Source organism: Amycolatopsis sp. NPDC114503, assembly GCF_055633655.1.
In genome coordinates this window covers 893,005-905,468 of the sequence record NZ_JBVKDT010000004.1, presented here as the reverse complement: position 1 = coordinate 905,468, position 12,464 = coordinate 893,005, and the positions used below count along the sequence as shown (strand labels likewise).

Here is a 12,464-nt window from a genome sequence, read left to right as displayed (position 1 = left end):
GGCCGCCCCGGCCGTCAAGAGCGGAGGTTGCGATGGAGCCGGTTCGGCACGACGCGATGCGTGCGCGGAACCTCGAGCTGGTGCTCGGCGAGATCAGCCGGGGCGGTCCGCTGACCCGCGCCGCGCTGGCGGAGCTGACCGGGCTGACGAAGTCGACGGTGTCCACTTTGGTCGGCTCGCTGGCGAACGCGGGCTTCCTGGCCGAGACCGCGGCGGTGCGCGCGGGGGAACGCGGCCGGCCCGGTGTCGAGGTGTCGCTGAGCGGGGCACGGATCGCGTCGCTGGGGCTTGAGGCCAATGTGGACTATCTCGCCGCGTGTGTTCTGGACCTGACTGGCGCGGTCCGTCGGTCTGTCCGGATCGAGCGGGACAACCGTGCGGTGCCGGCGGAAACTGTGCTGGAGGCGGTGCGGGAGCTGGCTTCCGCGGAGTTGGCGGAGGCGCGTGAGCTGGGGTTGACGGTCGCTGGGGCAGTGCTGGCCGTGTCGGGTCCGGTGCGGGACGGCGTGGTGCTGAGCGCGCCGAACCTGGGTTGGCGGAACGTTCCTGTTTCGTTGGAGATGCCGGTCCCGGTTTCGGTCGACAACGAGGCGAATCTCGGTGCGCTGGGCGAGCTGTGGTTCGGTGCCGGGGCGGCGGATTTCCTTTATGTGTCCGGTGAGATCGGCATCGGCGCGGGCTTGGTGGTGGGCTCCGGATTGTTCCGCGGCACGGGCGGGGAGCTGGGGCACGTGCTCGTTTCCCCGTCCGGCCCGTCCTGTCGCTGCGGCGCGGTCGGCTGTTTGGAGACTTACGCCGGGCAGGAAGCGATGCTGACCGCGGCTGGAGTATCCACAGTGGACGCTCTCGCCGACGCGTTGAGCGCGGGCGACGACGCGGCGCTGTCCGCGGTCGCGGCGGCGGGGGAGGCTTTGGGGCTAGCGTTGGCGTCGGCGGTCAATCTGGTGGACGTGGATCGCGTAGTGCTCGGCGGGGTGTTCGGACCGCTGTTTCCGTGGCTGGCCCCCGCTGTGGAGGCGGTGCTGCGGGCGCGATTGACCGGCCTGCGTGGTTCGGTGCCGGTGCTGAGCCCGTCCGCCCTCGGCGATTCCGCCGCGACGCTGGGCGCGGCAGGTCGGACGATCCATCAGGTCCTGGCTGACCCGGGGCCGTTCCTCGCCCGCTAGCCCAGGTTTTCGGCAAGCAGGGTCACGACGTCGCGCCAGGCCCGCTCGGCATGCCGTGCGTGATAGCCGACGCCGGGGACGAGCCTCTGCTCCGGGCCGATCGGCGGGTGGTGGAAGGCGTGCAGGGCACCGCCGTAGACCGTGAGCTGCCAATCGACGCCCGCGGCCTGCATCTCGGCGGCGAACGCGTCCCGTTGCGCTGGCGCCATGATCGGGTCCTCCGAACCGACGCCCGCCCACACCGGGCAGCGAATGTTCGCGGCCTCGCCCGGCCGTCCGGTGACCAGTCCGTTGACCGTGCCGATCGCGCGCAGATCGACGCCCGCGCGCCCGAGTTCCAGCACGATCGCGCCGCCGGTGCCGTAGCCGATCCCGGCGATCCGGCTCGGGTCGGTGCGCGGTTCGGCGAGCAGCACGTCGAGCGCCGCGCCGCCGATGTCGCGCATCCGGTCGGGGTCGTCGAGCAGCGGCAGGCAGCGGGCCAGCATCTCGTCGGGATCGGTGAACCAGCGGCCGCCGTGGATGTCGAAGGCCAGGGCGACGTAGCCCAGTTCGGCCAGTGCGTCGGCTCGTGCGCGCTGAAAGTCGTTGAGGCCGGTGCCTTCGGGCCCGATCAGGACCGCGGGCCGAGGGCCGGTGCCCGCGGGGAGCGCGAGGCGCCCGACCATGGTGAGGCCGTCGGCCTGGTACTCGACGGTGCGTGTCGTGACGGTCTCCATGGGAACCAACGTAATGAGCACCGGGTCCCGGCGGGGTGCTGTTCACCCTCGGCGGACACGTCCATTCAGGTGACCCTCTCGCGGCGGCTCCCCGAAAAATGTTAGGAAAGCTTCCTAACTAAAGGAGAATCCGGATGCGCAAGACGATGGTGCTCACCGCGGCCGTGCTCGCGGTGGCCGGAGCGGTGCCCGCGGTCGCGATGGCCGGGGACGGTCCCGCCTCGGACTTCGGCGGCCGGTATCCCCAGGCGCGCAACATCGTCTACATCCAGGGCGACGGCATGGGCGCGGCGCAGCGGGAGTTCATCCGGCTGGCGACGACCGGCCGCGCGGGCGACCTGGTCATGAACCGGCTCCCGGTCGCCGGCATGGTGCACACCGACCCCGACGACCCGGAAGAACTCGTCACCGACTCGGCCGCGGCGGCGACCGCGCTGGCCACCGGGCACAAGACGCGCAACGGCGCGGTCGGCCAAGACGCGCGGGGCCGTCGTCTGCTCACTGTGCTCGAGCAGGCGAAACGCGCCGGAAAGTCGACCGGTCTGGTCACGACCGCGCAGATCACCGGCGCGTCGCCGGCCGCGTTCGCGTCGCACGTGCCGTCGCGGGATCTGCAGAGCGACATCGCCAAGCAGTACATCACCGAAAGCCGCCCGGAAGTCCTCCTCGGCGGCGGCGAGGACTGGTGGCTGCCGAAGGGCGATCCGGGCGCGTGGCCGGACAAGCCGGGCGAGGAAAGCCGCAGCACGCACGGCAATCTCATCGAACAGGCGAAGCGCTCCGGCTACACCTACGTGCGCAACGCCGGCGAACTCGCCGCCGCCCGCGCGCCGCGGCTGCTCGGGCTGTTCGCGAACGAGGACATGGTCGACTACGGTCCGGACGGCAAGGGCGCGTACCAGCCGAAGGTCGCACTGCCGGTGATGGCGAAGAAGGCACTCGACACGCTTTCCGCCAACCCGCGCGGTTTCTTCCTGTTCCTGGAAGAAGAAGGCATCGACGGAATGTCCCACGAAAACAATGCCCACGGCGTGCTCGACGCCGGCCGAGCGCTCGACGCGGCCGTCGCCGAGGTGCTTCGCTTCACCCGCACGCACCCGGACACCCTGGTGATCATCGGCGGCGACCACGAGACCGGCGGACTGGCCATTGAGGACACCGACGGCGCCCCCGAAGGCAATGAGGACGGTCCGTTTCCCGTTCCCGGCACCAAACTTTCGCTGACCGTCGACTGGACGACCGGCGACCACAGCGGCGTGCCGACCCCGGTCACCGCGACCGGCCCCGGCTCGGACCGATTCGGCGGAACGCTGGACAACACCGACGTCTACCGCGCGATGGTTTCGGCCGCGCGGCTTTCATGAAGCCAGGTTCGTGGAAGGCGTCGTAGTCGCCGACACTGGATGCGCCGACGGTGTCCAGCCGCCGCGGCCGAACCCGTCGCTGGTGTCCTCTGTGGACGATCCAGGCCCTTGCCTGACGCCCTCGAGAGCGACGAACGCCGTGATCGTCGCCCGCGTCAGGAACCGCTTTCCGCGATTCGCGCGAGCTGGGCGGTGACAGTGCCCCACCCGTCAGCGAATCCGAGATCAGCGTGCCGTTCCCGGGCCGCCGGATCCCCGTGCCGGACAACGACGCGATAATCCGTGCCGTCCGGATGGTCGCGAAGCACGACCTCCGCCGTCATCGCGACCGGCTGGGGCGTTGCTGGTCGCCAGCCGCTGTCGAGCGCATTCGTGAAAACGATCCGCTCATAGTCTTCGACGACGAGGAAACACGCGTCGAGATGCGGGACGAAAGCGGTGCCGTCCTCGCTCATCCTCGTGACGAACGCACCCCCAGCGCGCACGTCCAATTCGTCGACGCGACACCGCAGCGGCGCGGGAATCCACCACCGGGCGAGGCTGGCCGGGTCGGTCCAGGCGTCCCAAACGCGCTTGCGGGGCGCGCGGATGACGCGGTCGAGGGAAAGATCGAGGTCGGGGTTCACGGCTGGTCCTCCTGACTGGTGACGAACTGCTCGAGCCGGTCGGTGCGCCCGGCCCAGACGCGCCGCTGCTCGGCGAGCCAGTCCTCGACGAGCGCGAACCGCTCGCGATTGAGCTCGCACGTCCGCACCCGCCCGGACTTCACGGTGCGGATCAGCCCGTGCGATTCGAGCATCCGCACGTGCTTCATGAAGGAGGGCAACGTCATCGGCGCCTCGCCCGCGAGGTCGCCCACGCTTGCCGGGCCCCGCCCGAGCCGCCTGACGACGGCTCTCCGGGTCGGATCGGCGAGGGCGGCGAAGACCCCGTCGAGGGTGGTCGAATACTGAGCCATGAGGCTAAGTATTGCGGGTGGAGGATAGTTAGCGCAAGGGCTAAGTGTTGGTGCTGGCCGAGGCGGTGATCGGCGGCGTTCCCCGAACTTGCCCATCGCGTGAGCCGTGCGCCAAGAGGCGCGGATCAGCTGCCGGAGGGCGAGAACGGGGATATCCAGCGTCGAACGCTGACAAAGCCCACCTGCGGCTCAGCGAAGAAGAAGTGGCAACCGAGGGAGTCGAACCCTGCGCGGCTTGTGAAGGCGGCGCTCCTTACCGGCCCTGACCCTTCGGCGGGCGACGGCTGCCATGCAATCCGAATACCCGTTCCAACGTCCGCCCCCGCACCGGAATTCCCGCTTCACCCGAACGGGCGCGGGCTGGCAGGCTGGGCGCATGGACGATCTTCTCCTCCGCCGGGTCCGGGTCGGGTTGCGGGGTCCGCTCGCCGACGTGCGCGTGCGCGACGGTGTCGTGTCGGCCGTCGAGGAACCGGGCACCGGGGCCGGGTTCGCGGCGCGCGTGCTCGACGGGCACGGCGGCACGCTCCTGCCCGGACTGGTCGACGCGCACGCGCATCTGGTCCAGTGGGCGGGTTTCCGCAGGCGCATCCCGCTGGACGGGGCGAAGTCCGCCGTGGGTGCGGTCGAGTTGCTGATGGAGAAGCTGCTCGACGCTCCGGCGCGGGAACTCGTCGTCGGAGTCGGGTTCCGGGACGGGCTGTGGCCGGACCGTCCGCACAAGGATCTGCTGCAGCGGGCGCTCCCCGGCCGCGCGGTGGCGTTGTTCAGCGCGGATCTGCATACCCTCTGGCTCAGCCCGGCGGCGTTGAAGCTCATCGGGCGGGAGCATCCGACTGGCGTCCTGCTCGAGAACGACTGCATGAGCGCCACTGCCGCGTTGCCGTCCGCGCCCGTCGAGGTTCAGGACGGCTGGGTTGCGGACGCGCTGGCTGCGGCGGCCAAACGGGGCGTGACGTCGGTGGTCGATTACGAATACGCGGACACGGTCGCGGATTGGACTCGCCGGGCAGCGACAGCGAAACCGGCGGCGAGGGTTTCCTGTGTCATCGCACGGTATTTGCTGGAAGAGACTATCCAAAAAGGACACCGGACCGGCGACGTTCTCGAAGCGGGCGAAGGATTGCTCACGGTCGGCCCGTTCAAGCTGTTCGTCGACGGCTCGCTCAACACCCGCACCGCCTACTGCCACGAGGCGTACCCGGGATCCGGCGAAAAGGGGTTGCTGGAGCTGCCGCCGGAGGAACTGGTGCCGTTGATGCGCCGCGCGCACGAACACGGGCTGACTCCGGCGGTGCACGCGATCGGCGACCACGCCAATACCATCGCGCTGGACGCCTTCGCTGAGATCGGCTGTCCGGGCCGGATCGAGCACGCTCAGTTGCTGCGGCCCGAGGACGTGCCGAGGTTCGCGGCGCTCGGGCTGGTCGCGAGTGTCCAGCCCGCGCACCAGCCCGACGACCGCGACGTCGCCGACCGCCACTGGCATGGCCGCACTGATCGCGCGTATGCCTATCGCGCCTTGCTGGAGTCCGGGGCCCGGCTGGAACTCGGCTCGGACGCCCCGGTCGCGCCGCTTGATCCGTGGGACGGGATCGCCGCCGCGGTCGGCCGGACTGACGACGAGCGAGAGCCGTGGCATCCGGAGCAGGCCATCCCGCTCGCGGACGCGTTGGCGGCGTCCTCGGGCGGCCGCCGCGGCGTCCAGGTCGGCGACGTGGCTGATCTGGTGCTTACGGCGGCTGACCCGAGTGGACTGTCCGCGAAGGAGCTGAGGGAGATGCCGGTGTCCGCGACGATCGTGGCGGGGAGGACGACGTACGTGGCGTAGCTCATTTCCCGTGCGGGTCCGCGGCGTTGAGCGTCGCCACCACCTGGTGGTAGTCGCCGCGGACTTCGCCGTGGCGGAGGAATTTGACGTTCTCCACCTGGATCTCGGTGGCGTCCGGCTGCGTTTCGAGCAGCTCCAGGACTTCGCTGACGAAAGCGCCCAGCGGCATCGCGAACTCGCTTTCCTCCTGTCCGGGCAGAAGAGCGGTGCGCACGGACGGCGGCACCAGTTCGACGACCTTCACCGAGGTGTCGGCCAGCTGCAGCCGCAGCGATTCGCTGAGCATGTGGATCGCGGCCTTGGACGCGTTGTAGCTCGGCGTGGCTTTCAGCGGCGCGAAGGCGAGGCCGGACGAAACGGTGAGGATGGTGGCGTCCGGGCGGGTCTGCAGGTGCTCGACGAACGCGGCGATGAGCCGGATGGGGCCCAGGACGTTGGTGGTCACGGTCGCTTCGGCACTGTCTGCAAAGGACTCGGGACGATGCCAGTCCTCGACCCGCATGATGCCTGCCATCGGGACGAGCACGTTGAGATCCGGATGCTTCGCGAGGACCTCCTTGGCCGCGGCCTCGATGCTCGCCGGGTCGGTGGTGTCGATCTGCACGGTGTCGAGACCCGGGTTGTCGGCGGCGATCCGCGCGAGCAGTTCGGCCCGCCGGCCGCCGACGATGACGGTGTTGCCCTTCGCTTGCAGCTCGCGAGCGAGGGCGAGGCCGATGCCGCTGGTCGAGCCGGGGATGAAGACGGTGTTTCCGGTGATGTTCATGCCACTGAGTTTCGGCGCGCCGGCGCGACGGCGGCAGAGACCGCATATCGGGGGATCGGCGATCCCTGGCTGGCGCGCCCGGCCGAGTCGATACTGGACGCATGGATCGAGCTGAGCTGGCAGTCTTCCTGCGCGGCCGCCGCGAACGGTTGCGGCCCGAGGACGTCGGGCTGCCCGCGGGCGCGCGGCGGCGGACGACCGGGTTGCGGCGCGAGGAGGTCGCGGCGCTCGCGGCAATGTCCACCGACTATTACACCCGGCTGGAGCAGCAGCGCGGACCGCAGCCGAGCGAGCAGATGCTGGCCGCGCTGGCCAGGGCTTTGCGGCTGACCGACGACGAGCGGGACTACCTGTTCCACCTCGCGGGCCGCACCGCGCCGTCCCCGGTCGTGGCGGCGACGCACGTCGCGCCGGCGCTGATGCGGGTGCTCGACCGGCTGTCGGACACTCCCGCGCTCATCCTGTCGAACCTCGGCGAGGTGCTGGTGCAAAACCGGTTCGCCGAGGCGCTGTACGGCGACCGGTCGCAGTACAGCGGGCTGGCGCGCAGCGAGATCTACCGGTGGTTCACGATCCCGGACGAACGGCTGGTCTATCCCGCGCACGACCGGGACCGGCAGAGCCGGGCGCTGGTGGCGAATCTCCGGGTGGCGCACGGGTCGATGGGACCGCGATCGCGCGCGGGAGAGCTGGTGCGCGCGTTGACCCGCGAGAGTCGCGAGTTCGCGCGGCTGTGGGACGAACACCAAGTGGCCAAACGGTTCGAGGACCACAAGGTGCTCGTGCATCCGCAGCTCGGGGAGATCGAGGTGGACTGCCAGGTGCTGTTCACCGAGGACCAGTCGCAGGCGTTGCTGGTGCTGACCGCGCCGCCGCGCAGCGAGGCGTTCGAGAAGATCCAGCTGCTGGGCGTGCTGGGGAACGAGCAGTTCGCGGGCTAGCTCGTGAGTGTTGGCACCGGTTCTAACCGGCATTGCCGCTCACGAGAACCCTAGCGAGGCAACGGCCCGGTGTACCCCTCGCGGGCCTTTTCCACGTCCGGCAGGTGCTCGTCAGTCCACTCGGCGAGCGCGGCGAACACCGGCGACAGGCTCCGGCCGAGTTCGGTGATCTCGTACTCGACGCGCGGCGGCACCTCGGCGTAGTAGCGCCGTTGCACCAAACCGTCGCGCTCGAGCTGGCGGAGCCGTTGCGTGAGGACCTTCCCGGTCGCGCCGAGCCGCCGTTCCAATTCGACGAAGCGCACCGGGCCGGACTGGCTGAGCGTCCACAGGATCGGGGTCGTCCACCGGCTGAACAGCAGGTCGACGGCCGGGCTGATCCGGCACGCGGCGAGCGGATCGGCCCCGGTGTCCGAGACGGCGGTCATGCGGCTCCAATACTTTCCCTGGGGAACCTACTGTACGGCGGCTTTTAGCCTCGCGGTGTCGCTTTCGACCCCTAGCTGAGGAGCAAGTCATGATCGTCGTCACTGGTGCCACGGGCAACGTCGGCCGCCTGCTTGTCGAGTCCCTCGCCGGATCCGGCCATGCCGTGACCGCCGTTTCCCGCGGGGTGACGTCCCCGCCGCCTTCGCTGCCCGGCGTCACCCCGATGGTCGCGGATCTGGCTGACGCGGACAGCCTCGTCCCGGCGCTGAAGGGGGCGGACGCCCTGTTTCTGCTGGTCTCCGGCGCGGGAGCGCACGTCGATGGGGAAGCCGTTCTGAAGACGGCCGTCGACGCTGGAATCGAGAGGGTTGTCCTGCAGTCGTCACAGGCCGCCGGTACTCGGCCCGGCGCGGTTTCGCACGCGCCGCTGGCCGCGTTGGAGGAGACGGTCCGGTCGTCCGGTCTGGAGTGGACGGTCATTCGTCCCGGCGGGTTCACGACCAACACCTTCGCGTGGATTCCGTCGATTCGGGCGCAGCGCAAGGTTTTCTCGCCGTTCGGCGACGTCGCCCTCCCTGCCGTGGACCCGCTCGACATCGCTGAAGTCGCCGCTGCCGCGCTGACCGGCCGCGGTCACGCGGGTCGGACTTATGTCCTCACCGGACCGGAGGCGACGAGTCCGCGGCAGCGTGCGGAGATCCTCGGCGCCGCGCTCGGCGAGCCACTGGAATTCGTCGAACTCGACCGCGAACAGGCCCGGGAGCAGATGCTGCAGCTGATGCCGGAGCCGGTCGCCGACGGCACGCTCGCCATCCTCGGCGAGCCCACGCCGGAGGAGCTTCGAGTCAGCCCCGACGTCGAGAAGGTGCTGGGCCGTCCGGCTACGTCCTTCGCTTCGTGGGCCAGCCGTAACGCCGATGCGTTCCGGTGATCAGAAGTCGCGGGAGTGCAGAAGGGATCGCACGCCGAGCTGTCGACGGGGTTCGTGGCGGCGGAGGCCGTCGACGATCACCGCGACCCCGATCCACGTCGCCCCGGCGTCGGCGACCAGCGCTTGCGCGGCGAACGCTTGGCCGCCGGTGTCGATCCAGTCGTCGACGAGCAGCGCGCGGTCGCCTGCCTGCAGCAGACGGCGGCTGAAGCCGAGCCGGAGGTGGCGGTCCTGGTAGTCCGGCGGCGAGGTGCGCTGGAGCCACCGGTCCGAATCGCAGGCCGGGTACCGGTTCTTGCGCACCTCGACGAAGCCCGCGCCGAGTTCCACCGCGACCAGCGGCCCGAGCAGCGACCCGCGGGATTCGGGGCCCAGCACGACATTCGGCCGTTCGTCGGCGAACAACCCGGCGAGCGCCGGCCCCAGTTCCCGCAGCAGTTCGGGCGCACGCCACCAGCCCGTCGGGTCAGGGTAGCGGCCGTAGTCCGTCCGGTCCCCGAGCACGACGGTGGCCTCGCGGATCCGGTCCGCCACGGTGCTCGTACGCATGCGTCGATGGTCGCAGCGGCGCTTGCCCGAAGCGAGCGATTTACGGCTTCCGCGCCGCTCCGGCCAGGATCACCGAATGCGCCGGCGTCAGGAACTCGACCTGCGGCGCGCCCTCGCCGGATTCCTCCGGATGCCACGACGGCGTCCAGGTGAGCCCCGGTTCCAGCATCTCGAACGGCCCGAACAGCGCCTGGATCTCCTCGCGCGACCGCCAGATCACCGGGCTGCTCGACCTGTCGTAGAGCTGCTTCAGCTCGACCAGCCCGGCGTCCACGTCGGCGGGAACGCCCTGGTCGGTGATGTGCGAGATCGCGAGAAAGGAGCCAGGGGCAAGGAGATCGCGGTACTGCGCGACGATGGACGGGCCGAGGTCGTCGGTGCCTCCGCTGTCCTCGGCGGGCGGCTGCTGGACGTGCAGCACCGCGATCAGCAGCAGCGCGAGCGGCTTCTCGACGTCGATCACGCCGGTGGCGGCGATCTGCTCCCACAGCCGCTTCGGGTCGCGCATGTCGGCGTGGATCACCGCGTGCCGGTCGAGGTCGCCTGTCTCGCGCAGCAGGGTTTCCGAATGCGCGACGGCGACCGGTTCGTAGTCGACGTAGCAGACGCGGCTCTCGCCCGGCGCGAGCTCGTCGGCGACCTGGTGCGCGTGGCCCATCGTCGGCACGCCGGAGCCGATGTCGACGAACTGGCGGACGCCTTTCTTGACGAGGTGCCGCACGAGCCGGTGCAGGAACAGCCGGTTGGCCTTCGCGATCGGGCGGATCAGCGGGAATTCGCGGATCACCTCGTCGGCGAAGTCCCGGTCGATCGTCCAGTTCGTGGTGCCGCCGAGGTAGTAGTCGTACACCCGCGCGACGCTCGGGTGGTCGAGATCGACCCCGGGAGGCGGGAAGGGTTCGTCGGCCACCGGTGGCTGTTCCTTTCGTTCGGGACTTCGGTCAGCGGGCGGGCGGCGCGCAGCGGCTCGCCCATTCCTTGAGGTACTGCAGGGACAGATCGCGCGACAGGGTGGCGGCGAGCTGGGCTTCCCACGATTCCTCGTAGGAGGCGAACTCGTCCTGGCCCTGCGGCACGGTGATCAGCTTGACCTTGCTTTCCTGGTAAGCGAAATCGGGCAGGTCGGGGTGGCCGAAGCGGAGGATGGTGAAGTCCTCGTCCGGGTAGGCGGCCGCGTCGCGCGGGAGGATCCGGACCTCGGCGAACGGGTGGGTTTCGACGATCCGGATCATGTGCTCGAGCTGATCGGTGGCGATGCTGGCCTTGGTGCCGTAGACGAGTTTCTCGATGCAGCTGTACTCCATCATGAAGATCGCCCGCGGGCCGGGGCAGGCGTCGAAAAGCCGTTGCCGCGCCTTGCGTTCGGCGACCCGGTCGGTGACCCGCTCCTGGCGGCTCGCCTGGAATTGCGCGAGCATGTAGTACTCCGATTGGAGCAGCCCCGGAATGCGGTTTCCGGTCCAGCTGAGGATCTCCGCGGCAGCTTGCTCCCGTTCGAGGATCTCGCGGAACCACTGCGGCGTGATCATCCTCCGCTCGGCGCGCCGTGCGGAAGGATCGTTGGCCTGGTTGAGTTCCCGCAGCTGGTCGGCCTCGGCGGGCGGGATGTCGAGGACCTCGACGATCCGCTCGAGGTCGTCGGGCCGGGTGCCCGCCTTGCCGCATTCGATTTTCTGGATCTTGGGCTGCTTGCAGCCGATCCCGTCGGCGAGCTCGACCTGGGTCAGCCCGCGTTCGGTGCGCCACTTGAGGATCCGGGACCCCAGCCGGGAACGCTGGGTCCGCAGGGAGGGCGGCGGTTGCCGGATCGGCGAGGTCACCAGGGGCTCCGTCATTTCGTCCAGGGGCCGATGTGAGAACCTCCGATGATAATGCGCCGGCCCGGCGCGGTGCTCGCCGGGTCGGCGCCTTTTTCGCAAGGTTCTCTGCGGCCGGACGGCGGTTTCGGCCGGGCGGGATTGTCGTCGTGCCTGGTCAGCCGTCGAATTCCCCGCGCCGCACCGCGGCGACGAACTCGGCCCACTCGCCGCGGTCGAAGACCAGCACGGGGGAGCTGTCGATCTTGCTGTCCCGCACCCCGACGAGCCCGTCGGCGGCCAGGTTGACCTCGACGCAGTTGCCGGAATTCGGCCCGCACGCAGCGGGTTTCCGCCAAGCGTGGTCGGGGAATTTCGCCCCCGGTCCTGCCGCCGGGATGCGGTGCGCCCGGGCCGGGAGCGCGTGCCGGTGCTCGTGCGGGTCGAAGGTGTCCACTGCAACCCCTCGTTTTCTTGTTTTCGGGTCGGGTAATGGAATATTCCGCGATGCACGGAATGTGTCCGGAATATTCCTGAGGGTAGTGGGCCGGTGGATCAATCGCGCTGTGCTTCGGGGATTTCACCTGAATGGACACTTCTCGTGCATTGGGGGGTGCTTTCGCACGTGCAATACAGAAATGATTTTGCGGATTTCGTTGGGTGGTGGGGTTTGGATTGCTTTTTTCGTGGTTTTCCGGGGGTGGGGGGCGAGTGGGGGTGTCTGCAGTTGGTAACACCTGTTGAGCGGTTGATTAGGTTGGCTGTTCGGTGCTGTTTCGGTTGTGCCGCTTGCGATGCGGCTTTCTGGCTCGGTGACTCCGGGGCGGCTGGGGGTGGTGGGGTGGCTGCGGCGCGGCTCGGGGTGCGGGCTTCGCGGGGGTGTTGCGGATCTGGGTGCCGGGGCCGACGCTCTCTGGGCTGGGCTGGGCTGGGCTGGGCTGGGCTGGGCTGGGCTGGGCTGGGCTGGGCTGGGCTGGGCTGGGCTGGGCTGGGCTGGGCTGGGCTGGGCTGGGT

The 12,464-nt window shown here is 69.7% G+C and carries 14 protein-coding genes; 5 read left to right on the top strand and 9 right to left on the bottom strand.

All coding sequences use genetic code 11. From position 1 onward, the window contains the following. Positions 1-32 precede the first annotated feature (32 nt). Entirely contained in the window at positions 33-1,166 is a 1,134-nt protein-coding gene (locus tag ACZ7OI_RS21265; protein WP_470265907.1) for an ROK family transcriptional regulator, read from the top strand. On the opposite strand, the gene ACZ7OI_RS21260 is transcribed toward ACZ7OI_RS21265, so the two are convergent. Then, complete coding sequence (locus ACZ7OI_RS21260) at positions 1,163-1,885, bottom strand: dienelactone hydrolase family protein (protein ID WP_470265906.1); 723 nt, start codon at positions 1,883-1,885, stop codon at positions 1,163-1,165. The genes ACZ7OI_RS21265 and ACZ7OI_RS21260 overlap by 4 nt on opposite strands. 134 nt (positions 1,886-2,019) lie before the next feature. Here ACZ7OI_RS21260 and ACZ7OI_RS21255 point away from each other — a divergent pair, with 134 nt between their 5' ends. Further along, positions 2,020-3,249 carry an alkaline phosphatase gene (locus tag ACZ7OI_RS21255; RefSeq protein WP_470265905.1) on the top strand — a complete coding sequence of 410 codons (1,230 nt, stop codon included), beginning with the start codon at positions 2,020-2,022 and terminating at the stop codon, positions 3,247-3,249. A gap of 155 nt (positions 3,250-3,404) precedes the next feature. Here the strand turns inward: ACZ7OI_RS21255 and ACZ7OI_RS21250 are convergent, their stop codons facing one another. Together ACZ7OI_RS21250 and ACZ7OI_RS21245 are read right to left on the bottom strand one after the other, a co-directional pair. After that, a complete protein-coding gene (locus tag ACZ7OI_RS21250; RefSeq protein ID WP_470265904.1) occupies positions 3,405-3,875 on the bottom strand; it encodes an SRPBCC domain-containing protein in 471 nt (156 codons plus the stop codon). After that, positions 3,872-4,207 carry an ArsR/SmtB family transcription factor gene (locus ACZ7OI_RS21245; protein WP_370935557.1) on the bottom strand — a complete coding sequence of 112 codons (336 nt, stop codon included), beginning with the start codon at positions 4,205-4,207 and terminating at the stop codon, positions 3,872-3,874. Before ACZ7OI_RS21245 ends, ACZ7OI_RS21250 begins: the two co-directional genes overlap by 4 nt. Before the next feature lie 376 nt (positions 4,208-4,583). Between ACZ7OI_RS21245 and ACZ7OI_RS21240 the strand changes: the two genes are divergently transcribed. Beyond that, on the top strand, positions 4,584-6,038 hold the full coding sequence (locus ACZ7OI_RS21240; protein WP_470265903.1) for an amidohydrolase: 1,455 nt from the start codon (positions 4,584-4,586) through the stop codon (positions 6,036-6,038). 1 nt (position 6,039) lies between these two features. On the opposite strand, the gene ACZ7OI_RS21235 is transcribed toward ACZ7OI_RS21240, so the two are convergent. Continuing rightward, positions 6,040-6,804 (bottom strand): SDR family oxidoreductase, encoded by a 765-nt coding sequence (locus tag ACZ7OI_RS21235; protein ID WP_470265902.1) that lies wholly within the window; start codon positions 6,802-6,804, stop codon positions 6,040-6,042. Between the two features lie 101 nt (positions 6,805-6,905). Here ACZ7OI_RS21235 and ACZ7OI_RS21230 point away from each other — a divergent pair, with 101 nt between their 5' ends. Beyond that, positions 6,906-7,745 carry a helix-turn-helix transcriptional regulator gene (locus tag ACZ7OI_RS21230; RefSeq protein ID WP_470265901.1) on the top strand — a complete coding sequence of 280 codons (840 nt, stop codon included), beginning with the start codon at positions 6,906-6,908 and terminating at the stop codon, positions 7,743-7,745. A gap of 50 nt (positions 7,746-7,795) precedes the next feature. Here ACZ7OI_RS21230 and ACZ7OI_RS21225 read toward each other — a convergent pair whose 3' ends face one another. Next, positions 7,796-8,173, bottom strand: a complete 378-nt coding sequence (locus ACZ7OI_RS21225; RefSeq protein WP_470265900.1) for a winged helix-turn-helix transcriptional regulator — start codon at positions 8,171-8,173, stop codon at positions 7,796-7,798. Positions 8,174-8,262: 89 nt separating this feature from the next. Between ACZ7OI_RS21225 and ACZ7OI_RS21220 the strand changes: the two genes are divergently transcribed. Continuing rightward, positions 8,263-9,105 (top strand): NAD(P)H-binding protein, encoded by an 843-nt coding sequence (locus ACZ7OI_RS21220; protein ID WP_470265899.1) that lies wholly within the window; start codon positions 8,263-8,265, stop codon positions 9,103-9,105. Here ACZ7OI_RS21220 and ACZ7OI_RS21215 read toward each other — a convergent pair whose 3' ends face one another. The 4 genes from ACZ7OI_RS21215 to ACZ7OI_RS21200 all read right to left on the bottom strand — a co-directional run bounded on the left by ACZ7OI_RS21215 (position 9,106) and on the right by ACZ7OI_RS21200 (position 11,907). Then, a complete protein-coding gene (locus ACZ7OI_RS21215; protein WP_470265898.1) occupies positions 9,106-9,654 on the bottom strand; it encodes a phosphoribosyltransferase family protein in 549 nt (182 codons plus the stop codon). A gap of 40 nt (positions 9,655-9,694) precedes the next feature. Then, positions 9,695-10,564, bottom strand: a complete 870-nt coding sequence (locus tag ACZ7OI_RS21210; protein ID WP_470265897.1) for an SAM-dependent methyltransferase — start codon at positions 10,562-10,564, stop codon at positions 9,695-9,697. A gap of 31 nt (positions 10,565-10,595) precedes the next feature. Then, positions 10,596-11,474, bottom strand: coding sequence for a helix-turn-helix domain-containing protein (locus ACZ7OI_RS21205; RefSeq protein ID WP_470265896.1), 879 nt, complete (start codon positions 11,472-11,474; stop codon positions 10,596-10,598). Positions 11,475-11,628: 154 nt separating this feature from the next. Then, positions 11,629-11,907, bottom strand: coding sequence for a DUF397 domain-containing protein (locus ACZ7OI_RS21200; protein ID WP_470265895.1), 279 nt, complete (start codon positions 11,905-11,907; stop codon positions 11,629-11,631). Between the last annotated feature and the right edge of the window lie 557 nt (positions 11,908-12,464).

Excerpts from the sequence above, each read along its gene's own strand:
- ACZ7OI_RS21265 (WP_470265907.1), top strand. The coding sequence starts at position 33 with ATGGAGCCGGTTCGGCACGACGCGATGCGTGCGCGGAACCTCGAGCTG.
- ACZ7OI_RS21260 (WP_470265906.1), bottom strand. The coding sequence starts at position 1,885 with ATGGAGACCGTCACGACACGCACCGTCGAGTACCAGGCCGACGGCCTC.
- ACZ7OI_RS21255 (WP_470265905.1), top strand. The coding sequence starts at position 2,020 with ATGCGCAAGACGATGGTGCTCACCGCGGCCGTGCTCGCGGTGGCCGGA.
- ACZ7OI_RS21245 (WP_370935557.1), bottom strand. The coding sequence starts at position 4,207 with ATGGCTCAGTATTCGACCACCCTCGACGGGGTCTTCGCCGCCCTCGCC.
- ACZ7OI_RS21240 (WP_470265903.1), top strand. The coding sequence starts at position 4,584 with ATGGACGATCTTCTCCTCCGCCGGGTCCGGGTCGGGTTGCGGGGTCCG.
- ACZ7OI_RS21235 (WP_470265902.1), bottom strand. The coding sequence starts at position 6,804 with ATGAACATCACCGGAAACACCGTCTTCATCCCCGGCTCGACCAGCGGC.
- ACZ7OI_RS21230 (WP_470265901.1), top strand. The coding sequence starts at position 6,906 with ATGGATCGAGCTGAGCTGGCAGTCTTCCTGCGCGGCCGCCGCGAACGG.
- ACZ7OI_RS21225 (WP_470265900.1), bottom strand. The coding sequence starts at position 8,173 with ATGACCGCCGTCTCGGACACCGGGGCCGATCCGCTCGCCGCGTGCCGG.
- ACZ7OI_RS21220 (WP_470265899.1), top strand. The coding sequence starts at position 8,263 with ATGATCGTCGTCACTGGTGCCACGGGCAACGTCGGCCGCCTGCTTGTC.
- ACZ7OI_RS21215 (WP_470265898.1), bottom strand. The coding sequence starts at position 9,654 with ATGCGTACGAGCACCGTGGCGGACCGGATCCGCGAGGCCACCGTCGTG.